The sequence below is a fragment of the Xanthomonas sp. SI genome, assembly GCF_014236855.1.
In the GTDB taxonomy this organism is placed as follows: Bacteria; Pseudomonadota; Gammaproteobacteria; order Xanthomonadales; family Xanthomonadaceae; genus Xanthomonas_A.
Map to the genome: position 1 here is coordinate 2,398,270 of NZ_CP051261.1, position 23,589 is coordinate 2,421,858.

The following is a 23,589-nucleotide window of genomic DNA, read 5'->3' on the forward strand; positions in this document are numbered from 1 at the left end:
CCCTTCCATCCCGGATCACGGAACCGCCATCACCGCCATGCACGCCAACAAGCAAACCCGCCAGACCATCGTCCGCCTGCTCTCGAGCATGGCCAGCGCCAAGGAGATCAGCCAGTACCTCAAGCGCTTTTCGCAGCTGGACGCCAAGCGCTTCGCCGTGGTCAAGGTCGGCGGCGCGGTGCTGCGCGACGATCTGGAGGCGCTGACCTCGTCGCTGTCGTTCCTGCAGGAAGTCGGGCTGACCCCGATCGTGCTGCACGGTGCCGGCCCGCAGCTGGATGCGGAGCTGTCGGCCGCCGGTATCGAGAAGCAGACCGTCAACGGCCTGCGGGTGACCTCGCCGGAAGCGCTGGCGATCGTGCGCAAGGTGTTCCAGGCCTCCAATCTCAAGCTGGTCGAAGCGCTGCAGCAGAACGGCGCGCGCGCTACCTCGATCACCGGCGGGGTGTTCGAGGCGCAGTATCTGGACCGAGACACCTATGGCCTGGTCGGCGAGGTCAAGGCGGTGAACCTGGCGCCGATCGAGGCCAGCCTACAGGCCGGCTCGATCCCGGTGATCACCAGCCTGGGCGAAACTCCGAGCGGGCAGATCCTCAACATCAACGCCGATTTCGCCGCCAACGAACTGGTGCAGGAACTGCAGCCGTACAAGATCATCTTCCTCACCGGCACCGGCGGGCTGCTCGACGAGGAGGGCAGGGTGATCGATTCGATCAACCTGTCCACCGAGTATGCGCATCTGATGCAGCAGCCGTGGATCAACGGCGGCATGCGGGTCAAGATCGAGCAGATCAAGGATCTGCTGGACCGCCTGCCGCTGGAATCGTCGGTGTCGATCACGCGCCCGGCCGATCTGGCCAAGGAACTGTTCACCCACAAGGGTTCGGGCACGCTGGTGCGGCGCGGCGAGAAGGTGCTGCGCGCCACGGCGTGGAGCGAGCTGGACACGCAGCGGCTGAAGTCGCTGATCGAATCCAGCTTCGGCCGCACCCTGGTGCCGGACTATTTCGACAAGACCCGGCTGCTGCGCGCCTATGTCAGCGAAAACTACCGCGCCGCGGTGATCCTGACCAACGAGGATGGCTACACCTACCTGGACAAGTTCGCGGTGCTCGACGACGCGCAGGGCGAAGGCCTGGGCCGCGCGGTGTGGAACGTGATGCGCGAGGAGACCCCGCAGCTGTTCTGGCGCTCGCGCCACAACAACCAGGTCAACATCTTCTACTACGCCGAATCCGACGGCTGCTTCAAGCAGGAGAAGTGGAAGGTGTTCTGGTACGGGCTGGAGAACTTCGAGCAGATCCAGCACTGCGTGGCGCATTGCGCCACGCGCAAGCCGACCCTGCTGGGCTGAGCGCGATGAGCCTGGATCTGCTGCCTGCGCTGTGGCGCGCCGTGCCGACCCTGCAGGGCCGGCATGCATCGCTGGAGCCGTTGCAGCATGCGCATGCCGACGCCTTGCGCGCGGCGCTGCACGGCAGCGGCCTGGAGCGGCTGTGGTACACCAGCGTGCCGGCGCCGGACCAGGTCGATGGCTATGTGGCCGCGGCGCTGGACGCGCAGGCGCAGGGCCGCGTGCTGCCGTTCGCGGTGCGCGATGCGGCCGGCGCGGTCGTCGGCAGCACCCGCTTCTACGGCCTGGACGCCGAGGTGCCGACGCTGCTGATCGGCTACACCTGGTATGCGCCGCGCGTGCAGCGCAGCGGGGTCAATACCGAGGTCAAGCGCATGCTGCTGCAGTACGCGTTCGAGACCTTGCAGTGCATCAGCGTCGGCTTCGAAACCAGTTGGTTCAACCACACCTCGCGCGCCGCCATCGCCCGGCTCGGCGCCAAGCAGGACGGCGTGCTGCGCAACCACAAGCGCCACGCCGACGGCACGCCGCGCGATACCGTGGTGTTCTCCATCATCGATACGGAATGGGCCGGGGTGAAACGCCACCTGCAGTTCCGCCTGGACTCGCATACATGACTTCCAACACCCATGGCGTCGGCATCGTCGGCGCACGCGGCCACACCGGCGCCGAACTGATCAAGCTGGTCGCCGCGCATCCGCAGCTGCACCTGGCCTTCGTGTCCTCGCGCGAGCTGGCCGGCCAACGCGTGGCCGAGCACAGCGCGGGGTATCACGGCGAGCTGCGATACGAAAATCTGGACGCCGAGGCGGTGGCGGCCAAGCGCGCCGATGCGGTGGTGCTGGCACTGCCCAACGGCAAGGCCGCGCCCTACGTGGCGGCGCTGGACGCGGTGGCGGCCGAAACCATCGTCGTCGATCTGTCGGCGGACTACCGCTTCGATTCCAGCTGGTATTACGGCCTGCCGGAACTGACCCGCGGCCGTTATGCCGGGCAGAAGCGGATCAGCAATCCCGGCTGCTACGCCACCGCGATGCAGCTGGCGATCGCGCCGCTGCTCGACCAGTTGGCCGGCCCACCGCAGTGCTTCGGCGTGTCCGGCTATTCCGGCGCCGGCACCACGCCGTCGGACAAGAACAACCCCGAGCTGCTGCGCGACAACCTGATGCCGTACGCGCTGACCGACCACATGCACGAGCGCGAAGTGTCCACGCAACTGGGCGTGCCGGTGGAGTTCATGCCGCACGTGGCGCCGCATTTCCGCGGCATCACCATGACCGTGAACCTGTGGCTGCAGCAACCGCTGGCGCTGGACGCGATCCAGCGCCGCTACCGCGAGCGTTACGCCGGCGAACCGCTGATCGAGGTGCTCGACGAGGCGCCTTGGGTCAGCCGCATCGCCGGCAAGCACGGCGTGCAGATCGGCGGCTTCACCCTGGCCCCGGGCAACAAGCGCCTGGTGGTGGTGGCGACCCTGGACAACTTGCTCAAGGGCGCAGCGACCCAGGCGATGCAGAACCTCAACCTGGCGCTGGGCTTGGACGAACTGACCGCGATTCCGGTGGTGGGGCGGACCCAATGAGCTTCCTTGCCGCGGCTTTCGACTCCCCATTCCCCATTCCCGATTCCCGCAAAAAATGACCAATCTCCTCTGGCAAAAGCCCGGCGTCGCCGTCGATGCCAAGATCCAGGCGTTCCTGGCTGGCGACGACGTGATCCTGGATCGCGAATTCTTCCTGCACGACATCGCCGCCAGCGGCGCGCATGCCGAAGGCCTGCAGCGCATCGGCATCCTGTCGGCCGACGAGCTGGCCGGGCTGCAGCGCGAACTGGCGATCCTGGCCGAGGATTTCCGCAGCGGCGCGTTCGTGCTCGACGAGCGCTTCGAAGACGGCCATTCGGCGATCGAGGCGCGGCTCACCGAGCGCCTGGGCGATGCCGGCCGCAAGATCCACACCGGGCGCAGCCGCAACGACCAGATCCTGGTCGCCACCCGACTGTGGCTGAAGGAACGGCTGGCGCAACTGGCGCAGCTGAGCCGCGAGATCGCCAAGGTCGCACTGGACCGCGCGCAGGCCGAGCAGGCGCTGCCTCTTCCGGGCTACACGCATATCCAGCGCGCCGTAGTGTCCTCGGCGGGGATGTGGTGGGCCGGCTGGACCGAGGCTTTCATCGACGATGCGATCCGCGCCCAGGACACGCTGCGTCTGATCGACGCCAACCCGCTCGGCACCGCTGCCGGCTACGGCGTCAATCTGAAACTCGACCGCGAGCACACCACCGCCGCGCTCGGCTTCGCGCGCATGCAGATCAGTCCGATCTACGCGCAGCTGTCGCGCGGCAAGTTCGAGATGGCCGCGCTGGAAGCGCTGGGCAGCGCGACCCTGGACCTGCGCCGGCTGGCCTGGGACCTGTCGCTGTTCACCAGCGGCGAGTTCGGCTTCGTCGCCTTGCCGGCGCAGTACACCACCGGCAGCTCGATCATGCCCAACAAGCGCAATCCGGACGTGATCGAACTGATGCGCGCGACCCACGCCAGCGTGGCCGCGGCGCGTACCGAGATCGAACAGTTACTGTCGCTGCCGTCCGGCTACCACCGCGACCTGCAAAGCAGCAAGGGCGCGATCTTCCACGGCTTCGGCCGCGGCCTGGCCGCGCTGGAACTGCTGCCGGCGCTGCTGGCCAACCTGGAGTGGCGCGAAGACAGGCTGCGCGCGGCGATCGACTCGGGCATGTACGCCACCGACGTCGCGGTCGAGGCGGCGCTGGCCGGCGTGCCGTTCCGCGAGGCCTACCAGGCGGCGGCTGCGTCGGCCGCCAGCGCAGGGCAGGGGCGCACGCCGGAAGGCAGCCTGGCCGCGCGGGTCTCGCCCGGCGCCGCCGCGGATCTGCGTCTGGCGGAACTGCAGGCGCGCTGGGACGCACTGGCCGGCTGAGGCAGCAGGCTGCCGCGCTGGGTTTATGGGTTTTCATCGGAAGGAGGATGCATGAACCGATCGACCGCGCTGCCGCAGGTAGCCAAGCGCCTTGGCTGGGCCGCGCTGGCGGCGTTGCTGTTGCCGCTGCTGCTGGCGCTGTGCTTTCCGGCGCATGCGGCAGCCGCAGCCGGTGACGCGCTGAAGGTGGCGGTGTACCGGGGCAAGGCCGGTTGCCGCGGTTGTTCGGAAATGGTGGTGAAAGCGTTGCGCGGAAGCGGCCTGAAGCTCGAAGTCGCCTATGTCGGCGAGCGCGAGCCGCTCAAGGTGAACGCGCGCACGCTGAGCGGATTCGACCTGTACATCCAGCCCGGCGGCGGGCAGGACATTCCCGCCGCCTACGCCGCCATCGGCGACGACGGTGCCGATGCGATCCGCGCGTTCGTGCGCGGCGGCAAGGGCTTCCTGGGCCTGTGCATGGGCGCCTATCTCGCCGACCGCGACTGGATGGGGCTGGTCGACGTGGCGCTGCTATCGGAGGTCGGACGCCCGGACTCGGGTATCGACGACGAGGGCGACCATACGATCGATGTGCGCTGGGACGGGACGCTGGAACGCGTCTACTATCAGGACGGTCCGTATTTCACCGGCAACGCCGCGTCGGGCTATGCGCCGATCGCCCACTACCGCAACGGCGACGTGGCCATGGCCCGCTACGGCTATGGCGCCGGCACGGTGCTGCTGACCGGTCCGCATCCCGAAGCCGACGCCAGCTGGATGGACGAGGATGGCGGCGACGCTGCGGCGCAGGACAAGATGCGGCGCCTGCTGCACTACTTCGCGGCGACGCGCATGGCTGTGGTGCGCTAGTGTCGACAGCGGCCGCTGGCAGGCGCTGCGGGAATGGCGGACGGCCACGCTGGCCGGGTGGTGACGTAGTCGATCGAGGAGAAGCGGGATGACGTTGTACCTGGTGATGGCGATGCGCAAGCCGGACTTTCCGCCGTCGGTGGTGCAGCCGCACCGCGATTTTCTCGCCGCATTGCGCGCGCGCGGCCTGCTGGAACTGGCCGGCGGTTTCGGCGATGGCAGCGGCGGCGCCTACCTGCTGAAGAACGTCGCCAGCCTGGAGCAGGCGCGGGCGATCGTCGCCGAGGATCCGCTGGCGATCGCCGACGCGTCCGAACTGAGCGTGTATGCATGGAACGCGCAATGAGTCGGGCGCGGCGGCGATGAATGTCGTGACCGCTGGCGCATCTGCGTTCGTCGAGCAGGCGTTGCCGCCGTGGCGGCGCGCGGTGCTCAAGGTCGGCAGCAGCCTGCTCGCCGCCGATGGCGGCGGCGGGCTGTCGCCGCGCTACGCGCTGGGGCTGGCGCAGTTCGTCTCGGCCAATCTGGCGGTCGGGCGCGAACTGGTGATCGTGTCCTCCGGCGCGGTCGCCGCCGGCCGCGCGATCCTGCCGCGGGCCGCCGAGGCAGGCGCGGCGATCGCCGCGCGACAAGCGCTGGCCGCACTCGGCCAGGCGCAGTTGATCGCGCTGTGGCAGCGCTTCTTCGAGCGCCCGGTGGCGCAGGTGCTGCTGACCCACGACGACCTGCGCAACCGCCGCCGCTACCTCAACGCGCGCGCCACCCTGGGCGAGCTGTTGCGGCTGGGCGCGCTGCCGGTGGTCAACGAGAACGACACCGTGTCGGTGGACGAGCTCAAGCTCGGCGACAACGATAATCTCGCGGCGATCGTCGCCGCGCTGGTCGATGCCGACGCGCTGTTCATCGCCACCGACATCGACGGCCTGTACACCGCCGATCCGCGCAGCGACCCGCGTGCGCAGCCGCTGGACGACGTCCCCGAGCTGACCGCGGCGGTGCTGGCGATGGCCGGCGGCAGCGCCAGCAGCGTCGGCACCGGCGGCATGCGCACCAAGCTGGAGGCGGCAGCCAAGGCCGGCGCCGCCGGCATCGAGACCTACCTGTTCAACGGCCGCAGCGCCGAGGTGGTGCGCGGCCTGGCCCAGGACCGCCTGCGCGGCACCCGCATCCATCCCGCGCGCACCCGCATCGCCGCACGCAAGTACTGGCTGCGCCAGGTGCCGGTGGAACCCGGCGCGATCCTGGTCGACGCCGGCGCCGCCGCCGCGCTGGCCGACAAGGGCGCCTCGCTGCTGCCCGGCGGCGTGGCCGGTGCCGAAGGCGACTTCCGCCGCGGCGACATGGTCGAGGTGCGCCTGAGCGACGGCGCCGGCGAGCGCTGCCTGGCGCGCGGCGTCAGCCAGTACTCCGCCGCCGACGTGCGCCGCATCGCCCGCCGCCACTCGCGCGACATCGAATCGATCCTGGGGTATAGCTATGGAGAGAATGTGATTCACCGCGACGATCTGGTGGTGATTCGGGACTCGGGACTCGGGACCCGGGACTCGGTGTAAGCGCGGCCGGCCGGCGCATGCGCAGGCCGACACGCCATCGCATCGCGCACCTTCGGCAAATGCGAGAACGAGTCCAACGCTTTCGCATCGATGGCTTGACAGTTCCCGCCGCCCGCACAGCCTTTCCGAGTCCCGAGTCCCGAGTCCCGAGTCCCGAGTCCCGAACAAACTGGAACCATCCATGAGCACGATCCGAATCCAAGCCCTGCAATGCCGCGACGCCGCGCAGGCGTTGGCGCAGTTGTCCTCGGCGGCCAAGCAGGCCTTGCTGGAGGCGATGGCGGCCGCGTTGGAAGCGGATGCGGAGACGATCCTCGCCGCCAATGCGCGCGACCTGGAGGCGGCGCGGGCCAAGGACGTCGGCAGTGCGATGCTCGATCGGCTGGCGTTGGACGGCAAGCGCCTGGCCGGCGTCGTTGCGGCGCTGCGCGAAGTGGCGGCGCTGCCCGATCCGGTCGGTCAGGTCACCCGCGACGACGTGCGCCCGAACGGCATCCGCGTGCAGAAGGTGCGGGTGCCGCTTGGCGTGATCGCGATGATCTACGAGGCGCGCCCGAACGTCACTGCCGATGCCGCGGCGCTGTGCATCAAGGCCGGCAATGGCGTGATCCTGCGCGGCGGCTCCGAGGCGATCCATTCCAACACCGCGATCGCCGCCGCGCTGCGGCGCGCGTTGCGCGAAGCCGGGATCGGCGAGGACGCGCTGACCCTGGTCGAGGACCTGCGCCGAGAGACCATGCTGGAACTGCTGCAGCTCAACGACATCGTCGACCTGGCGATCCCGCGCGGCGGCGAGGGCCTGATCCGCTTCGTCGCCGAGCACGCGCGGGTGCCGGTGATCAAGCACTACAAGGGCGTGTGCCACCTGTTCGTGGACGCCTCGGCGGACCTGGCGCTGGCGGTGAAGCTGCTGGTGGACGGCAAGACCACGCGCCCGGCCGCGTGCAATTCGCTGGAGACGCTGCTGGTGCACGCCGACGTCGCTGAGCGCTTCCTGCCGCTGGCGGCGCAGGCGCTGCAGCAGCGCGGCGTGGCCCTGCGCGGCGACGACGCCAGCCGCGACCTGCTGCCGGACATCGACGCGGCCAGCGATGCCGACTACGCCGCCGAATTCCTCGACCTGATCCTGGCGATCCGCGTGGTGCCGGACCTGGACGCGGCGATCGCGCATATCCGCCACTACGGCTCGGACCACACCGAAGTCATCGCCACCGCCGATGCGGCCAACGCCGAGGCGTTCGTGCAGGCGCTGCGCGCGGCGGTGGTGATGGTCAACGCCTCCTCGCGCTTTTCCGACGGCGGCGAACTCGGCCTGGGCGCGGAGATCGGCATCTCCACCACGCGCCTGCACGCCTACGGCCCGATGGGCCTGGAAGCGCTGACCGTGGAGCGCTTCGTGGTGCGCGGCGCGGGGCAGGTGCGGCACTGACCGTTGCTACCTGCCTGCGCTGCGGTAACGGCGCGGCAGGCGGAGCACCTAGGATCCGGTCGGCAGCGGATCGTGGTTGATGCTGGATACCACGCGGTTGCGTCCTGCGGCCTTGGCCCGGTAGAGCATGCGGTCGGCTTCCGCCACCAGTGCATCGATCCGCGGCACGCCGCCGACCGAGGTCGCCACGCCGATGCTGATGGTGGCGTCGATGCGGCGTCCTTCCACTTCCCTGGCGTCGGCCATGAACGCCAGGCGCAGCCGCTCGGCCATCGCGTTGGCCTGCGCCAGATCGGTGTCCGGCAGCACGCAGACGAACTCTTCGCCGCCGAAACGGAAGATCCAGTCGCCCTTGCGCAGGCTGCGTTGCGCGACCTGCGCGGCCAGCACGATGACCGCGTCGCCAAGCCGATGGCCATGGCGGTCGTTGATGCGTTTGAAATGGTCGATGTCGAAGAACAGCACCGAGCGGCGGCGCGCGCCGCGATCGCGCCATTGCTCCGCGCGCTGCTCGAAGAAGCGGCGGTTGTACAGGCCGGTCATCGGATCGCGCACCGAGTCGTCGTAGTAGCGCAGCGCGTCGCGCTCCTTGTGCATGGCCACCAGCAGCGCGCTCGCCAGCAGCACGTGCAGCAGGATCCGCACGTTGTAGAACACCACTGCCCAGGTCTGTGCGGGCGCCGCGCCCAATGGCTGCGGCAGCCAGTGCGCGAAGGCCACCGCCAGCGCCGCCAGCCCTGCGGCCACCCCGAACACGATGGCCAGCAGCCTGGCCGACGGAAGGCCGCCGTTGCGCCGGCGCCACAGTTCTCTCGCCGGTAGCGCGCTGTAGAGGCAGACCAGCCCGACGCGCAGGCCCGCGTTGGCCATGGCCCAGCCGTAGCGGTCGAACACGGCGATCGCCAGGCCCAGCCACAGCAGCGCCGGCAGCAGCAGCCAGCCCCAGCGCGGCGGGCGGTCGTAGAACGCGCGGATCGCCTGCCAGCCGAACGCATAGGCGAGGGTGATGCAGAACGCGCCCAGTTGCAGGCCGAGCCTGCCGGGAAACGCCTGCGGCTGGATCAGGAAGGCGCAGCCGCAGGCGCCTGCGAAGAACGGCATCGCCAGCCACAGGCGCTTGCCCGCCTGCGGGCGGGCGACCAGCACCAGCAACGACAGGCACAGCAGCACCACGGTGGTGTAGCCGAGCAGCGTGGGGACATCGACCATGGCGGCAACGAAGGCCTTGTACTGGCGGGCGGCTGCCAGACAGACCTTATCGGAAAACGCCATTATCCCCCCATTGTTCCGACGTGGGCGGGGCGCGTTGCCGACGCCTTTCCGCGCTGCGGCCCGCCGCTTCAGGTTCACGACGCAGCCGCCATGCGCGCCGAGGCGGGAGCGACACTTCCGCCAGGGCCGCGGTTGCGCCTACAGTCGCGATCTCACTGTCCGGAGGTTCCATGCGCCCCATCGCCGCCCGCTTGCTCGCCACCGTCATTGCCGCCGCGCTGGCCACCGCCGCCCAGGCGCAGACCGCGCCGATGACCCCCGATGTCACCGGCAAGGCCTTCGTCGCGCCGACCGAGGCCAACGACTACGTCAAGCGCGAGGTGATGATCCCGATGCGCGACGGGGTCAAGCTGCACACGGTGATCGTGCTGCCCAAGGGCGCGCAGCACGCGCCGATGCTGCTGACGCGCACGCCCTACGACGCCAGCGGCCGCGCCAGCCGCATGGCCTCGCCGCATATGCGCGACCTGTTGCCGCAGGGCGACGAAGTGTTCGTCGACGGTGGCTATATCCGCGTGTTCCAGGATATCCGCGGCAAGTACGGTTCGCAGGGCGACTACGTGATGACCCGGCCGTTGCGCGGCCCGCTCAACGGCAGCAAGGTCGACCATGCCACCGACGCCTGGGACACGATCGACTGGCTGGTCAAGAACGTGCACGAGTCCAACGGCAAGGTCGGCATGATCGGCTCGTCCTACGAAGGCTTCACCGTGGTCATGGCGCTGACCGACCCGCATCCGGCGCTGAAGGTGGCCGCGCCGGAAAGCCCGATGATCGACGGCTGGATGGGCGACGACTGGCTCAACTACGGCGCGTTCCGCCAGGTCAACTTCGACTACTTCACCGGCCAGCTGACCCAGCGCGGCAAGGGCAGCGGCATCCCGCGCCACGGCCACGACGACTACAGCAATTTCCTGCGCGCCGGCTCGGCCGGCGACTACGCCAAGGCCGCGGGCCTGGAGCAGTTGCCGTGGTGGCACAAGCTCACCGAACACCCCGCCTACGACGCGTTCTGGCAGGGCCAGGCGCTGGACAAGGTGATGGCGCGTACCGCGCTGAAGGTGCCGACGATGTGGCTGCAGGGCCTGTGGGACCAGGAGGACATGTGGGGCGCGATCCACAGCTACCAGGCGATGGAGCCGCGCGACGCCGGCAACGACAGGAACTATCTGGTGATGGGGCCGTGGCGGCACAGCCAGGTCAACTACGACGGCTCGGCGCTGGGCGCGCTGAAGTTCGACGGCGACACCGCGCTGCAGTTCCGCCGCGACGTGCTCAAGCCGTTCTTCGACCAGTACCTGGTCGACGGCGCGGCCAAGGCCGACACGCCGCCGGTGTTCATCTACAACACGGGCGAGAACCACTGGGATCGCCTGCAGGCCTGGCCGCGCAGCTGTGAACAGGGCTGCGCGGCGCGCAGCAAGCCGCTGTACCTGACCGCCGGCGGCACGCTGTCGTTCGACGCGCCCACGGCCGGGCAGGGCGACTACGAGGAGTACGTGTCCGACCCGGCCAAGCCGGTGCCGTTCGTGCCGCGCCCGGTCGATTTTGGCGATCGCGACATGTGGACCAGCTGGCTGGTGCACGACCAGCGCTTCGTCGATGGCCGCCCCGACGTGCTGACCTTCGTCAGCGCGCCGCTGGATGCGCCGCTTAGCATCGCCGGCGTGCCGGAGGTGAACCTGCAGGCTTCCACCAGCGGCAGCGACAGCGACTGGGTGGTGAAGCTGATCGATGTGTATCCGGACGAAATGGCGTCCGATCCGAAACTGGGCGGCTACGAACTGGCGGTGTCGATGGCGATCTTCCGCGGCCGCTACCGCGAGAGCTTCGAAACGCCCAAGCCGATCGCGCCGAACCAGCCGCTGGCCTACAGCTTCGGCCTGCCCACCGCCAACCACACCTTCCAGCGCGGCCACCGGGTGATGGTGCAGGTGCAGTCCAGCCTGTTCCCGCTGTACGACCGCAACCCGCAGACCTACGTGCCCAACATCTACTTCGCCAAGCCGGGCGACTACCAGAAGGCCACGCAGCGCATCTGGCACACGCCGCAGCAGGCGAGCTACATCAGTCTGCCGGTGCGCTGAGCGCCGCTGCAGGGCGGTCGTGCGGGTGTGCAGCGCCGGCGAAGCCGGCGCATTCCGTGTGCGCGGCATGCCGTATCGCGCCGCCGCGCGCCCGGCTCACAGACGCAGTGCGTCCAGGACCAGCGAGAACGCCGGCGAGTGCTGGCGGCGGCTGGGGTAGTAGAGGTGGTAGCCGGAGAACGGCGGGCACCAGTCTTCCAGCACCCGCACCAGGCGCCCGTCTTCGAGATAGGGTGCGAATTCCTGCTCGGGCAGGAACGCGATGCCGAGTCCGTCCAGCGCGGCGCGCACGATCGGCGGCGAGGTGCTGAAGATCACCTGGCCTTCGACTCGCACGTTCACCTGCCGGTTGCGCCGCTCGAACTCCCACACGTAGATGCCGCCATGGGTGGGGAAGCGGATGTTGATGCAGCGGTGTTGGGTCAGGTCGCCCGGTAGCTTGGGCACCGGTCGCTGCTGGAAGTAGGCCGGCGCCGCGGCCGCGGCCATGCGCAGCGGCGGGCCGATCGGCATCGCGATCATGTCCTTGTCCAGGCTTTCGCCCAGGCGCACGCCGGCATCGAAACGGTCGGCGACGATGTCGCGGAAGCCGTAGCTGACATCGAATTCGATCTGCACGTCCGGGTAGCGCTGCAGCACCGGGGTCAGCTTGGGCAGCAGGGTGGTGTGCAGGATGTGGTCGCCGCTGGTGATGCGCACGATCCCGGCGGGCTTGTCGCGCAGGGCGGTCAGCGCGTCCAGTTCCGACTCGATCTCGTCGAAGCGGTTGCCGATGGCCTGCAGCAGGCGCTGGCCCGCCGCGGTGGGCGAGACGCTGCGCGTGGTACGCGTGAGCAGGCGGATCTCCAGCCGCGTTTCCAGCGCCTTGATCGCCTGGCTGAGCGCCGACTGGCTGACGCCCAGCGCCGCGCCGGCGCGGGTGAAGCTGCCTTCCCGGGCGACGGTGACGAAGGCCAGCAGGTCGTTGAGGTTGCGTCGTGCCATGGGTCGAGTCTGACAGTTCGATTGATTAGCTGGACTAATAGGGGGTGCAAGGATTCATCATCTTATCAGCTGGGTGCGGTGTGCCGACAATGGCCATCCTCCCGTCCCACCGGAACCCCCCCACCATGTCCGTCAACGCCTACGGCACCTACGCCGGCGACAGACCCCTGCAGCCCATGCGGATCGCGCGCCGTCCCCCCGGCCCGCACGACGTGCGCATCGACATCGCGTTCTGCGGCATCTGCCATTCCGACCTGCACCAGGCGCGCGGCGAATGGGCCGGCACCCGGTTCCCGTGCGTGCCGGGCCACGAGATCGTGGGCCGGGTCGCAGCGGTCGGCGCGCATGTCGCCAGTTTCCAGCCCGGCGATCTGGTCGGCGTCGGCTGCATCGTCGACAGTTGCAGGCACTGCGAGGAGTGCGACAGCGGGCTGGAGAACTACTGCGACGGCATGACCGGAACCTACAACTTCCCGACCGCCGACGCGCCCGGCCACACCCTGGGCGGCTATTCGCAGCAGATCGTGGTCCACGAACACTACGTGCTGCGCATCCGCCATCCGGCACGGCAACTGGCGGCGGTGGCGCCGCTGCTGTGCGCGGGCATTACCACCTATTCGCCACTGCGCCATTGGGGCGCCGGCCCCGGCAAGAAGGTGGGCGTGGTCGGCATCGGCGGGCTCGGCCACGTCGGCGTGAAGCTGGCCCACGCGATGGGCGCGCATGTCGTCGCGTTCACCACTTCCGATGCCAAGCGCGACGCCGCCTTCGCATTGGGCGCCGACGAGGTGGTGGTGTCGCGCAATGCGCAGGAGATGGCGGCGCATGCGCAGAGTATCGACCTGCTCGTCAACACGGTCGCCGCGCCGCACGATCTGGACGCGTTGCTGGCCCTGCTCAAGCGCGATGGCGCGATGGTGCTGGTCGGCGCGCCGGCCAGCCCGCACCCGTCGCCGGCGGTGTTCAACCTGATCCTGAAGCGCCGCACTCTGGCCGGCTCGATGATCGGCGGCATTGCCGAGACCCAGCAGATGCTGGATTTCTGCGCCGAGCACGACATCGTCGCCGACATCGAACTGATCCGCGCCGACCAGATCGACGCCGCCTACGAGCGGATGCTGCAGGGCGATGTGAAGTATCGCTTCGTCATCGACAACGCCACCTTGGCCGCCTGACCGGAGAGACAGATGAAACGACTGCTGCTGATACTGGCCCTGGCGGCCAGCGCATCCACTGCGATGGGACAAGACATGGCCAATGGCGCGAACAACTTCTACAAGAGCGACACGCTGACCGCGGAAAAGGTCTCCTTCCGCAACCAGTACCGGATGACGATCGTGGGCAACCTGTTCGTGCCCAAGCAGCGCAAGGGCGGCGTCCGTTATCCGGCGATCATCGTCGGACACCCGATGGGCGCGGTGAAGGAGCAGAGTTCGAACCTCTATGCGCAGAAGCTGGCCGAGCAGGGCTTCGTTACCCTGGCGATCGACCAGTCGTTCTGGGGCGAGAGCCAGGGCCAGCCACGCAACGCGGTGCTGCCGGACCTCTATGCCGAGGCGTTCAGCGCGGCGGTGGATTATCTCGGCAGCCAGGCGTTCGTGGACCGCGAGCGCATCGGCGTGCTCGGCATCTGCGGCAGCGGCAGCTTCGTCATCAGCGCGGCCAAGATCGACCCGCGCATGAAGGCCATCGCCACCGTGAGCATGTACGACATGGGCGCCGCCAACCGCGATGGGTTGAATCACGCGCAGACCCTCGAGCAACGCAAGCAGATCATCGCCGCCGCGGCGCGACAGCGCGACGTGGAATTCAGCGGCGGGAAGGCCGAGTACACCGGCGGCACGGTGCATGCGCTCGATGCGCGGACGCATCCGATCCAGCGCGAGTTCTACGACTTCTACCGAACCGCACGCGGCGAGTTCACCCCGGCGGGCTCTTCGCCTGCGCTCACCACGCATCCGACTCTGACCAGCAACGTCAAGTTCATGAACTTCTATCCGTTCGCCGACATCGAGACCATCGCGCCGCGGCCGATGTTGTTCATCGCCGGCGACCAGGCGCACTCGAAGGAGTTCAGCGAGGACGCGTTCCGCCTGGCGGGGCAGCCGAAGGAGTTGTACTGGGTGAAGGGCGCCGGCCACGTGGATCTCTACGACCGCACCGACCTGATCCCGTTCGACAAGCTGACATCCTTCTTCAAGCAGCATCTGGGCGCGCCGTGAGCGCACGCATGACGAATCGCCCGCGCCCGCCATCCGGCGCTGCCGCCGACCGCACTCAGGCATGCAGCTGGCCGCTGCCGCCACGGCGCAGCGCGGTGAGTGCGCCGCTGCAGGCAAGTGCAGGACCCGGGCCGCGCGACGCCACGCCGCAGCCTGCGCACTGGGGCGGCGTGTTCGCGATGACGCTGTGCGTGTTCGTGCTGATCGCGTCGGAGTTCATGCCGGTCAGCCTGCTGACGCCGATGGCCGCCGATCTGCGTGTCAGCCAAGGCCTGGCCGGCTACGGCATCGCCATCTCCGGTGCGTTCGCGGTGCTCACCAGCCTGTCCATTCCCGCCTTGGCCGGCGCCATGGACCGCAAGCGCCTGTTGCTGGCGCTGACTGGGCTGATGGCGGTGTCCGGCGCGGTGGTCGCGCTGGCCCCGAACTATCCGACCTACATGGCCGGCCGCGCGCTCATCGGCGTGGTGATCGGCGGCTTCTGGTCCATGTCGGCCGCGACCGCGATGCGCCTGGTGCCGCCCGCGCAGGTACCGCGTGCCCTGGCCATCTTCAATGGCGGCAACGCGTTGGCCACGGTGGTCGCGGCTCCGCTCGGCAGCTACCTGGGCGCGGTGATCGGCTGGCGCGGCGCGTTCCTGTGCCTGGTGCCGGTGGCGGCGCTCGCGTTCGCCTGGCAGTGGGCCAGCCTGCCGGCCATGGCCGCGGCGCGCGCGGCAGGCGCGCGCAACGTGTTCGTGTTGCTTCGACACCGAGCGGTCGCTTTGGGCATGGCGGCCTGCGCTGCGTTCTTCATGGGGCAGTTCGCGTTGTTCACCTACGTGCGCCCGTTCCTGGAAACCGTGACGCTGGCGAACGTGCCCACGCTGTCGCTGCTTCTGCTCGGAATCGGTGTGGCCGGTCTCGTCGGTACCACGCTCGTCGGCGTCGCGCTCGAGCGCGGCCTGTATCGCACCTTGATCGCGATTCCGCTGCTGATGGCGGCGATCGCCTTGCTGCTGATTGCATTCGGCGCGCGCGTCGCTGCCGTGGCCGCATTGCTGGGACTGTGGGGATTGCTGGCCACCGCTGCGCCGGTGGGATGGTGGAACTGGATCGCGCGGGTGCTGCCCGGCAACGCCGAGGCCGGCGGCGGCTTGATGGTGGCGGTGATCCAGTTGGCCATCGCCCTGGGCTCGACCATCGGCGGCATGCTGTTCGATCGCAATGGCTACGCGGCGACCTTCGTGGCCAGCGCCGCGCTGCTGCTGCTCGCGGCCGCGCTGACCTGGCGCGCATCGCGCGCGAACGCGGCGCGCGGCGCATGAGCTGGCGCGATCGCCGCAGGTCGGCGCCATGGCCATGACCCGGCAACCAGACGATGGCGAGGCGAGGCCCGGCGCGCAGCGGCCTGTCGCCGGCAACGGCCTCGGGCATCGCAGGCGACGCTGGGCGCTGCGCTGGCCGATACTGCTGGTCGGCTTGCCGGCACTCGGCGCTTTTGCGGCCGGCATGCGCGCGGAGGCGGCGCCGCCCGCGGCCGCCGCGGCATCCATCACTCCGGAGGACGCACGCATGTGGATGACCATCGGCGATCGCCGTTTCGCCATCGCCTTGGCCGACAACGCAGCGGCCCGCGCGTTCGCCGCGCAGTTGCCGCTGGTGCTGCACATGGCCGAACTCAACGGCAACGAGAAACACGTCGAACTGCCGCAGCCGCTGCCGGCGGCTCCGCGCCGGCCAGGCACGATCCATGCCGGCGACCTGATGCTCTACGGCGCGCAGACGCTGGTCGTGTTCTATGCGAGCTTCGGTTCCGCCTATTCCTACACGCGGCTGGGACGTGTCGACGACCCGACTGCGCTGGCGCAGGCACTGGGCCGGGGCGACGTCCGGGTCGCATTCACCAACGACTAGCGGACGCCCCGCGTTCACCGCCGCAGGCCTCGCGCCGCCAGCGCCAGCCGCGTCCGCAGGGGTTTGCCGCAGACACAAAAAAACCCGGAAAACTGAAGTTTTCCAGGCTTCTTGTGACCTTGAAACTGGTCGGGGAGACAGGATTCGAACCTGCGACCTCTACGTCCCGAACGTAGCGCTCTACCAGACTGAGCTACACCCCGAAGGAGCCGCACATGATACGGGGGTCACCCGCATTCGGCAAGATCCTTTGCGAAAAAATTTCAGTCGGCTGCGTTGGGGGCGGCGCCCTCGCGCGCCTCGAACCACATGCCATTGAGGATGGCGGCGGTGGAGGCCAGGCCGACACCGAGAATCCAGGCGAAATACCACATGCTGCAATCTCCTATGCGAATGGGTTGAACGCGCTCAGTACGCGTTGGGGTTGTCGTCCAGCGACGCGGCGCTGACCTTGCCCTTCAGCACCCGGTACACCCAGGTGGTGTAGCCGATGATGATCGGCAGGAACAGCGCGGTGGCCAGCAGCATGATCCACAGGGTCAGGCGGCTGCTGGAGGCGTCCCACACGGTCAGGCTGGAGCCGGGCTGGCTGGAGGAGGGCAGCAGGAACGGGAAGATCGCAAAGCCGACGGTGAGGATGATGCCGGCGATGGCCGTGCCCGAGGCGAGGAAGGCCAGCCCGCCGCGGCGCTTGTGCAGCAGCACCGCGCTGAGCAGCAGGCCGAGCAGGCCGGCCACCGGCGCCAGCGCGGTCAGCGGCATCGACTGGTAGTTGTGCATCCAGCCGCCGACCTCGCCGAGCACCGCGGTCTTCAGCAGCGGGTTGGTGGCGCCGTCGGTGACCGCTTGCGAGGTCACCTCATAGCCGGGCAGGCCCAGCGCCACCCACACGCCGCCGGCGGCGAACAGCGCGCACGCCACCAGCGCCGCCACGCTGCCGTAGCGGGCCGCGCGCTCGGCTACCGGGCCGTCGGTCTTCAGCACCAGCATCGCCGCGCCGTGCGCCACCAGCATGCTCACGCTGAGCAGGCCGGCGAGCAGGGCGAACGGCATCAGCAGGCCGAAGAAGCTGCCGGTGTAGAACACCCGCAGCGTGTCGTCGAAGTGGAACGGCACGCCCAGCACCACGTTGCCCACCGCCACGCCCATGATCAGCGCCGGGATGAAGCCGCCGACGAACAGCGCCCAGTCCCAGCCGTTGCGCCAGCGCTGGCTGGGCAGTTTGCCGCGGAACTTGAACCCGACCGGGCGCAGGATCAGCGCGAACAGGATCACGAACATCGCCAGGTAGAAACCGGAGAAGCTGACCGCGTACAGCGGTGGCCAGGCGGCGAAGATCGCGCCGCCGCCGAGCACCAGCCAGACCTGGTTGCCTTCCCAGACCGGGCCGATGGTGTTGACCACCAGCCGGCGTTCGGCGTCGTTCCTGGCCACGAACGGCAGCAGCGCGCCGACGCCCAGGTCGAAACCGTCCATCACCGCGAAACCGATCAGCAGGATGCCGAGCAGCAGCCACCAGATCAGGCGCAGCGTGGTGTAGTCCAATGCAATGAAGTCCATCGTCATTCTCCTGCCGGGATCAGAGTTGACCGGCGGCCGCGGTGGCGGCAAGGGGCGCGGCGGGGCGCGGGGTCGGCTGCAGCAGCGCGGGCAGGTGGTCCGGGCCCTTGCGGATCGCCTTGAGCATCAGCTTGATCTCGATGACCAGCAGCACGGTGTAGATCGCCACGAAGCCGGCCAGGGTGATCAGGATTTCGTGCAGGGCCAGGCCGGAGGCGGCATAGAACGTCGGCAGCACGCCTTCCACCGCCCACGGCTGGCGGCCGTACTCGGCGACGAACCAGCCGCATTCGATCGCGATCCACGGCGCCGGCAGGGACCACAGCGCCAGCTTCAGGAACCAGCGCTTGTCCTCGAAGTTGTGCTTGCACGAGAACCACATCGCGGCGATGAAGAACGCGATCAGGTAGAAGCCCAGGCCGGCCATGACCCGGAATGTCCAGAACAGCGGCAGCACGCGCGGCACCGTGTCCAGCGCGGCCTTGGAGATTTCTTCCGGCGTGGCGTTGAGGATGTCGTCGCGATAGCGCTTGAGCAGCAGGCCGTGGCCCAGGTCCTGCCAGTGGCGGTCGAACACCTCGCGCGCCTGCACGTCGTTGCGGTCGGCCTTGAGCCGTTCCAGCGCGCCGTAGGCGATCTGGCCGCCGCGGATGCGGTGCTCGGCGCGCCCGATCAGTTCCAGGATGCCGGGAATCGGCGTGTCCAGCGAGCGCGTGGCGACCAGGCCCATCAGGTACGGCACCTTGATCGCGTAGTCGTTCTTGCCGGTGGCCTGGTTGGGAATGCCGAAGGCGGTGAAGTCGGCCGGGGCCTGTTCGGTCTCCCACATCGCCTCGATCGCGGCCAGCTTCATCTTCTGGTGTTCGTTGGCGGCATAGCCGCTCTCGTCGCCGAGCACCACCACCGACAGCGAGGACGCCAGGCCGAACGCGGCGGCCACCGCGAACGAGCGCCGCGCGATGTCGCGGTGCGTGCCGCGCAGCAGGAACAGCGCGCTGATCGACATCACGAACACCGCGCCGGTCACGTAGCCGGCGCTGACCGTGTGCACGAACTTGGCCTGCGCCACCGGGTTGAACACCACCGCCATGAAATCGACCACTTCCATGCGCATCGTGTCCGGGTTGAACACCGCGCCGGTCGGATTCTGCATCCAGCCGTTGGCGATCAGGATCCACACCGCCGACAGGTTGGTGCCCAGCGCCATCAGCCAGGTCACCATCAGGTGCTTGACCGGCGACAGCTTGTTCCAGCCGAAGAAGAACAGGCCGATGAAGGTGGCTTCCAGAAAGAACGCCATCAACCCTTCGATCGCCAGCGGCGCGCCGAAGATGTCGCCGACGTAGTGGCTGTAGTACGACCAGTTCATGCCGAACTGGAACTCCATGACGATGCCGGTGGCCACGCCCATCGCGAAGTTGATGCCGAACAGCACGCCCCAGAACAGCGCCATGCGCCGCCAGACTTCCTTGCGGGTCATGACGAACACGCTCTCCATGATCGCGATCATGAAGGATAGGCCGAGGGTGAGCGGGACGAACAGGAAGTGGTACATGGCGGTCATGGCGAATTGCAGCCGCGACAGCTCTACGACAGTGGTGTCGATCATGGCTGTGCTACCTCGTGGGGAATGTGCATCTGGGTGGCCGGGTGGCGGTAGGTTGAGGGCGATGTTCCGCTTCCGCCGCGCGCGGGGCCTTGATCCAGATCAATGCCCTTGCCGGCCGCGATCGGCATCGTGGCGGCACGCGGCGGTCCCCATCCCAATGCCGCCTTACAATGGCGGCCCGTTCGCCGCGCAGAGTCCGTTTTGACCGATCCCGCCGAGTCGTCCGCCATACCGCCTGCCGAGTCGCCGCACCTGCGGCAGCAACGCGTGCGCTGGCTGGCGTCGCTGGCCAGCGCGGCGCGTGGGCGGCAACGGCTGGCCGCGGCCGCGATCAGCCTGTCCGGGGCGCTGCTGATCGTGCAGGCCGGCGCCATCGCCTGGTTGCTGCAGGCCTTGCTGGTGGAGGGTAGTGAACTGCCGCAGGCGCTGCCCGCGTTCGCCATCCTGGCGCTGGTGCTGATCGTGCGCGCGCTGCTCGGCGCCTGCGCTCAGCGCGCCGCCGGCGATGTCGCCGATGCGGCGAAGTTCGAACTGCGCCGGCGCGTGTACCGGCGCCTGCTCCAACGCGGCCCGCTGTGGCTGCGCGGTCAGCGCAACGGCGAACTGGGCGAATTGCTGCTGGCCCACGGTGACGCGCTGGACGGCTACTACGCCGGCTACCAGCCGGCGCGGCTGGAAGTGAGCGTGGTGCCGTTGCTGATCCTGCTCACGGTCGGCTGGAGCGACTGGGTGGTGGGCCTGCTGCTGCTGTTCACCGCGCCGCTGGTGCCGATCTTCATGATGCTGGTCGGCTGGGGCGCCGAAGCCGCCGGGCGCCGCCAGCTGCGCGAGCTGGCGCGGATGGGCGGGCATTTCGCCGACCGGCTCAAGGGCCTGGGCCTGCTGCGCCTGTACGGCCGCGGCGAGGACGAACTGCGCGGCATCGCCGCCGCCGCCGAGGGCGTGCGCGAACGTACCTTGAAGGTGCTGCGCATCGCCTTCCTGTCCTCGACCGTGCTCGAGTTCTTCGCCTCGGTCAGCGTGGCGATGGTGGCGATGTACCTGGGCCTGAGCTACCTGGGCATGATCGCGCTGCATGCGGCAGTGCCGACCCTGGGCGTGGGCGTGTTCTGCCTGCTGCTGGCGCCGGAGTTCTACGCGCCGCTGCGGCGCCTGGCCGCGCACTACCACGACCGCGCCAACGCGCTGGCGGCGGCGGCCGAGGTGGAGCGCCTGCTTGGCGAGCTGCCGGATGCGGCGGTAGCGCTGGCGCCGTGCGTGTCGTCGCCGGCCGTTGCCGCGCCGGCGCTCTCATCGCTGGCGCCGCCGTTGTCTGTGCGACCTGCGCCCGCGATGCCGGCAACGCCCGATGGGTACGCAGTGCCGACGCCTGCAGCACCGCCGACGCCTGTGGTGCCTGCAACGCTCGCATTGCCTGAAAAGCCTTCAGTCCCCGCAGCGCCCACGCAGCCGCTGCTGCGCGCCGAAGGACTGACGCTGCGCCCGCAAGGCGCGCGCTGCGACGCGCTGCAGGATCTGTCCTTCAGCCTGCAGCCCGGCCAGCGCCTTGCTCTGGTCGGACCCAGCGGCAGCGGCAAGAGCACGCTGCTCGAAGCGCTGGCCGGCTGGCTGCCGCCGCGCGCCGGCAGCCTGCAACTGCGTCCCGGATTGCGCGTCGGCTACGCCGGGCAGCGCCCGTACCTGTTCCATGGCAGCATCGCCGACAACCTGCGCCTGGCCGCTCCGCGGGCCAGCGCCGCGCAGCTGCACGCCGCGGCCGAGGCGGCGCAGGTCATGCGCTTCGCCGCGCATCTGCCGCTGGGCCTGGAGACCGTGATCGGCGAGCGCGGCTTCGGCCTGTCCGGCGGCGAGGCGCGGCGCATCGGCCTGGCGCGGCTGCTGCTGCGCGATCCCGAACTGTTGCTGCTCGACGAACCCACCGCCTTCCTCGACCCGGACACCGAAACCGAACTGCTGCGCACCCTGGCCGCCTTCAGCCACGGCCGCAGCGTGATCGTCGCTACCCACAGCGAGGCCGCGATGCGCTGGGCCGATAGCGTGCTGCAGCTGCCCGCGCGCGTGACGGCGGATGACGCGATCGGAGCCGCACCATGAGCGGCTCCGCGCGCGACGACGACCTGCGCAGCGTGTTCGGCCGCCACCTCGGCCGCCTGCTGCTGACCGCGCTGCTGCTGTTGTGCACGATGCTGGCCGGGGTCGGCCTGCTCGGCCTGTCCGGCGGCTTCCTGACCGCCGCGGCGCTGGCCGGCGTGGCCGGCATGGGCAGCGGCTTCAACTTCTTCTCGCCCTCGGCCGGCATCCGTGCCTTGACCTTCGCGCGCATCGCTTCGCGCTACGGCGAAAAGCTGGTCGGCCATGACGCTACCTTGCGCATCGCCCGCGACCTGCGCGTGTGGTTCTTCCGCCGCGCGCTGCCGTTGGCACCGGCCAAACTCGGCGCCAGCCGCACCGGCGAACTGCTGGCACGCCTGATGTCGGATATCGGCGAGGTCGATGGCCTTGTGGTCCGCGCATTGGCGCCGCTGGTGGCGCTGCTGGGCATCGGCGTGGCCGGCGTGGCCGCGGCCGCCGCAATCTACTGGCCGGCGGCGCTGCTGTTGGCGGTGCTTGCAGTAGCGATCGGCGCCGGCGTGCCGTGGCTGGTCGCGCGCGGCGGCCGCGTGCGCGAGCAGCGCCGCGCGCAGCAGCGCGAGACGCTGCGCACGCTGGCCTACGAAGGCCTGGAAGGTGCCGCCGACCTGGCCGCGCTGGACGCGCAGGCCGACTGGATCGCGCGCGTGGATGCCAGCGCGCACGACCTGCGCGCGCAGGACCGCCAGCAGCGGCAGCGCCTGATCGGCGGCAATGCGCTGCACGCGCTGTGCGCCGCGCTGGGCTTGCTGGCGATGCTGTGGATCGCGCTGGGCGCAGCGCGCGCCGATCTGATCGGCGCCGAGCAGGCGGCCGGATTGATCTTCCTTACCGTGGCCCTGCTCGAGGTCTGGGCCGGCGCCGGCCTGGCCTGGCAGGCGCTGCAATCCGGCCGCGTCGCCGCGCAGCGGCTGCAGGCCATCGCCGGCCAGAGCGCGCCGGTGGCCGACGCCGCGCAGCCGCAACCGCTGCCCGATGTCGGCGACGTGCAGTTCGACGGCGTGGTCTTCGCCTGGCCCGGCGAGACCCGACACGTGCTCGACGGCATCGACCTGCGCATCGCCCCGGGCGAGCGCGTGGCCATCTGCGGCGACAGCGGCAGCGGCAAGACCACGTTGTCGGCGCTGCTGCTGCGCTTGTGGGATCCGCAGCAGGGCAGCGTCCGCTATGCCGGCGTGGACCTGCGCGAGCTGGCCCAGGCGCAATGGCACCAGCGTATCGCCTGGCTGCCGCAGGGCGCGCCGGTGTTCGCCGGCAGCGTGCGCGACAACCTGCGCCTGGGAGCGATCGATGCCGACGACGCCAGCTTGCAGCGCGCGCTCGCCGACGTACGCCTGGGCGCGTGGCTGCACGAAGTCGGCGGCCTGGACGCCTGGCTGGGCGAGAACGGCGCGACCATGTCGGCAGGCCAGGCGCGACGCTTGGCCCTGGCCCGCGCGCTGCTGCGTAACGCACCGCTGCTGGTGCTGGACGAACCCACCGAAGGCCTGGACGTGGACACGGCGCAGGCCTTGCTGCGCGACCTGACCAGCGCGCTCGGGCAGCGCAGCTTGCTGCTGATCAGCCACGACGCGCTGCCCGACGGCGTGGTGCACGCGCGTTATCGGTTACAGCAGGGGCGGCTCGTGCCGCTGAACTGAGCCGCACCGGTAGCGTGCCGGGTCAGCCATTGGTGCCCTCCGCGGCGAACGCAGCGCACAGGCGTTCG

At 69.5% G+C, this 23,589-nt stretch carries 20 protein-coding genes and 1 tRNA gene; 15 read left to right on the plus strand and 6 right to left on the minus strand.

Features of this window, described 5'->3' with window-relative positions; genetic code table 11:
* Window positions 1–37: 37 nt before the first annotated feature.
* From HEP75_RS09880 to HEP75_RS09915, 8 genes are all read left to right on the plus strand, one after another.
* Window positions 38–1,354 carry an acetylglutamate kinase gene (locus HEP75_RS09880; RefSeq protein WP_185820381.1) on the plus strand — a complete coding sequence of 439 codons (1,317 nt, stop codon included), beginning with the start codon at window positions 38–40 and terminating at the stop codon, window positions 1,352–1,354.
* Between the two features lie 5 nt (window positions 1,355–1,359).
* On the plus strand, window positions 1,360–1,971 hold the full coding sequence (locus tag HEP75_RS09885; protein WP_185826300.1) for a GNAT family protein: 612 nt from the start codon (window positions 1,360–1,362) through the stop codon (window positions 1,969–1,971).
* A complete protein-coding gene (argC, locus tag HEP75_RS09890) occupies window positions 1,968–2,936 on the plus strand; it encodes an N-acetyl-gamma-glutamyl-phosphate reductase (protein WP_185826301.1) in 969 nt (322 codons plus the stop codon). Before HEP75_RS09885 ends, argC begins: the two co-directional genes overlap by 4 nt.
* A gap of 55 nt (window positions 2,937–2,991) precedes the next feature.
* Window positions 2,992–4,290: an argininosuccinate lyase gene (gene argH / locus HEP75_RS09895; protein WP_185826302.1), complete on the plus strand. Its 1,299-nt coding sequence runs from the start codon at window positions 2,992–2,994 to the stop codon at window positions 4,288–4,290.
* Between the two features lie 51 nt (window positions 4,291–4,341).
* Window positions 4,342–5,139, plus strand: coding sequence for a hypothetical protein (locus HEP75_RS09900; RefSeq protein WP_185826303.1), 798 nt, complete (start codon window positions 4,342–4,344; stop codon window positions 5,137–5,139).
* Between the two features lie 88 nt (window positions 5,140–5,227).
* Window positions 5,228–5,485: a hypothetical protein gene (locus HEP75_RS09905; RefSeq protein ID WP_185826304.1), complete on the plus strand. Its 258-nt coding sequence runs from the start codon at window positions 5,228–5,230 to the stop codon at window positions 5,483–5,485.
* A gap of 16 nt (window positions 5,486–5,501) precedes the next feature.
* On the plus strand, window positions 5,502–6,692 hold the full coding sequence (gene proB / locus HEP75_RS09910) for a glutamate 5-kinase (protein WP_185826305.1): 1,191 nt from the start codon (window positions 5,502–5,504) through the stop codon (window positions 6,690–6,692).
* 181 nt (window positions 6,693–6,873) lie between these two features.
* Window positions 6,874–8,121: a glutamate-5-semialdehyde dehydrogenase gene (locus HEP75_RS09915; protein ID WP_185826306.1), complete on the plus strand. Its 1,248-nt coding sequence runs from the start codon at window positions 6,874–6,876 to the stop codon at window positions 8,119–8,121.
* Between the two features lie 48 nt (window positions 8,122–8,169).
* On the opposite strand, the gene HEP75_RS09920 is transcribed toward HEP75_RS09915, so the two are convergent.
* Window positions 8,170–9,393, minus strand: a complete 1,224-nt coding sequence (locus HEP75_RS09920) for a GGDEF domain-containing protein (RefSeq protein WP_185826307.1) — start codon at window positions 9,391–9,393, stop codon at window positions 8,170–8,172.
* Window positions 9,394–9,563: 170 nt separating this feature from the next.
* Between HEP75_RS09920 and HEP75_RS09925 the strand changes: the two genes are divergently transcribed.
* Window positions 9,564–11,480, plus strand: a complete 1,917-nt coding sequence (locus HEP75_RS09925; protein WP_185826308.1) for a CocE/NonD family hydrolase — start codon at window positions 9,564–9,566, stop codon at window positions 11,478–11,480.
* A 96-nt stretch (window positions 11,481–11,576) separates the two neighbouring features.
* On the opposite strand, the gene HEP75_RS09930 is transcribed toward HEP75_RS09925, so the two are convergent.
* Window positions 11,577–12,464: a LysR family transcriptional regulator gene (locus HEP75_RS09930; protein WP_185826309.1), complete on the minus strand. Its 888-nt coding sequence runs from the start codon at window positions 12,462–12,464 to the stop codon at window positions 11,577–11,579.
* Between the two features lie 125 nt (window positions 12,465–12,589).
* Between HEP75_RS09930 and HEP75_RS09935 the strand changes: the two genes are divergently transcribed.
* The 4 genes from HEP75_RS09935 to HEP75_RS22280 all read left to right on the plus strand — a co-directional run bounded on the left by HEP75_RS09935 (window position 12,590) and on the right by HEP75_RS22280 (window position 16,582).
* Window positions 12,590–13,639 (plus strand): NAD(P)-dependent alcohol dehydrogenase, encoded by a 1,050-nt coding sequence (locus HEP75_RS09935; RefSeq protein ID WP_185826310.1) that lies wholly within the window; start codon window positions 12,590–12,592, stop codon window positions 13,637–13,639.
* 12 nt (window positions 13,640–13,651) lie between these two features.
* Window positions 13,652–14,686, plus strand: coding sequence for an alpha/beta hydrolase (locus HEP75_RS09940; RefSeq protein ID WP_185826311.1), 1,035 nt, complete (start codon window positions 13,652–13,654; stop codon window positions 14,684–14,686).
* A gap of 179 nt (window positions 14,687–14,865) precedes the next feature.
* Complete coding sequence (locus tag HEP75_RS09945; protein WP_255424097.1) at window positions 14,866–15,993, plus strand: MFS transporter; 1,128 nt, start codon at window positions 14,866–14,868, stop codon at window positions 15,991–15,993.
* 34 nt (window positions 15,994–16,027) lie between these two features.
* On the plus strand, window positions 16,028–16,582 hold the full coding sequence (locus tag HEP75_RS22280) for a cyclophilin-like fold protein (RefSeq protein ID WP_255424048.1): 555 nt from the start codon (window positions 16,028–16,030) through the stop codon (window positions 16,580–16,582).
* Between the two features lie 126 nt (window positions 16,583–16,708).
* Here HEP75_RS22280 and HEP75_RS09955 read toward each other — a convergent pair.
* The 4 genes from HEP75_RS09955 to HEP75_RS09970 form a co-directional block, all read right to left on the minus strand.
* Window positions 16,709–16,785: transfer RNA gene (locus tag HEP75_RS09955), tRNA-Pro, on the minus strand.
* Between the two features lie 60 nt (window positions 16,786–16,845).
* Entirely contained in the window at window positions 16,846–16,956 is a 111-nt protein-coding gene (gene cydX / locus HEP75_RS09960) for a cytochrome bd-I oxidase subunit CydX (RefSeq protein ID WP_185826313.1), read from the minus strand.
* A 34-nt stretch (window positions 16,957–16,990) separates the two neighbouring features.
* Complete coding sequence (gene cydB, locus HEP75_RS09965) at window positions 16,991–18,142, minus strand: cytochrome d ubiquinol oxidase subunit II (protein WP_185826314.1); 1,152 nt, start codon at window positions 18,140–18,142, stop codon at window positions 16,991–16,993.
* 19 nt (window positions 18,143–18,161) lie between these two features.
* Window positions 18,162–19,751 carry a cytochrome ubiquinol oxidase subunit I gene (locus HEP75_RS09970; protein WP_185826315.1) on the minus strand — a complete coding sequence of 530 codons (1,590 nt, stop codon included), beginning with the start codon at window positions 19,749–19,751 and terminating at the stop codon, window positions 18,162–18,164.
* Between the two features lie 201 nt (window positions 19,752–19,952).
* On the opposite strand from HEP75_RS09970, the gene HEP75_RS09975 reads away from it, so the two are divergent.
* Together HEP75_RS09975 and cydC are read left to right on the plus strand one after the other, a co-directional pair.
* Window positions 19,953–21,845 (plus strand): ATP-binding cassette domain-containing protein, encoded by a 1,893-nt coding sequence (locus HEP75_RS09975; protein ID WP_185826316.1) that lies wholly within the window; start codon window positions 19,953–19,955, stop codon window positions 21,843–21,845.
* Window positions 21,842–23,521: a thiol reductant ABC exporter subunit CydC gene (gene cydC, locus HEP75_RS09980; RefSeq protein ID WP_185826317.1), complete on the plus strand. Its 1,680-nt coding sequence runs from the start codon at window positions 21,842–21,844 to the stop codon at window positions 23,519–23,521. Before HEP75_RS09975 ends, cydC begins: the two co-directional genes overlap by 4 nt.
* Window positions 23,522–23,589: the final 68 nt, after the last annotated feature.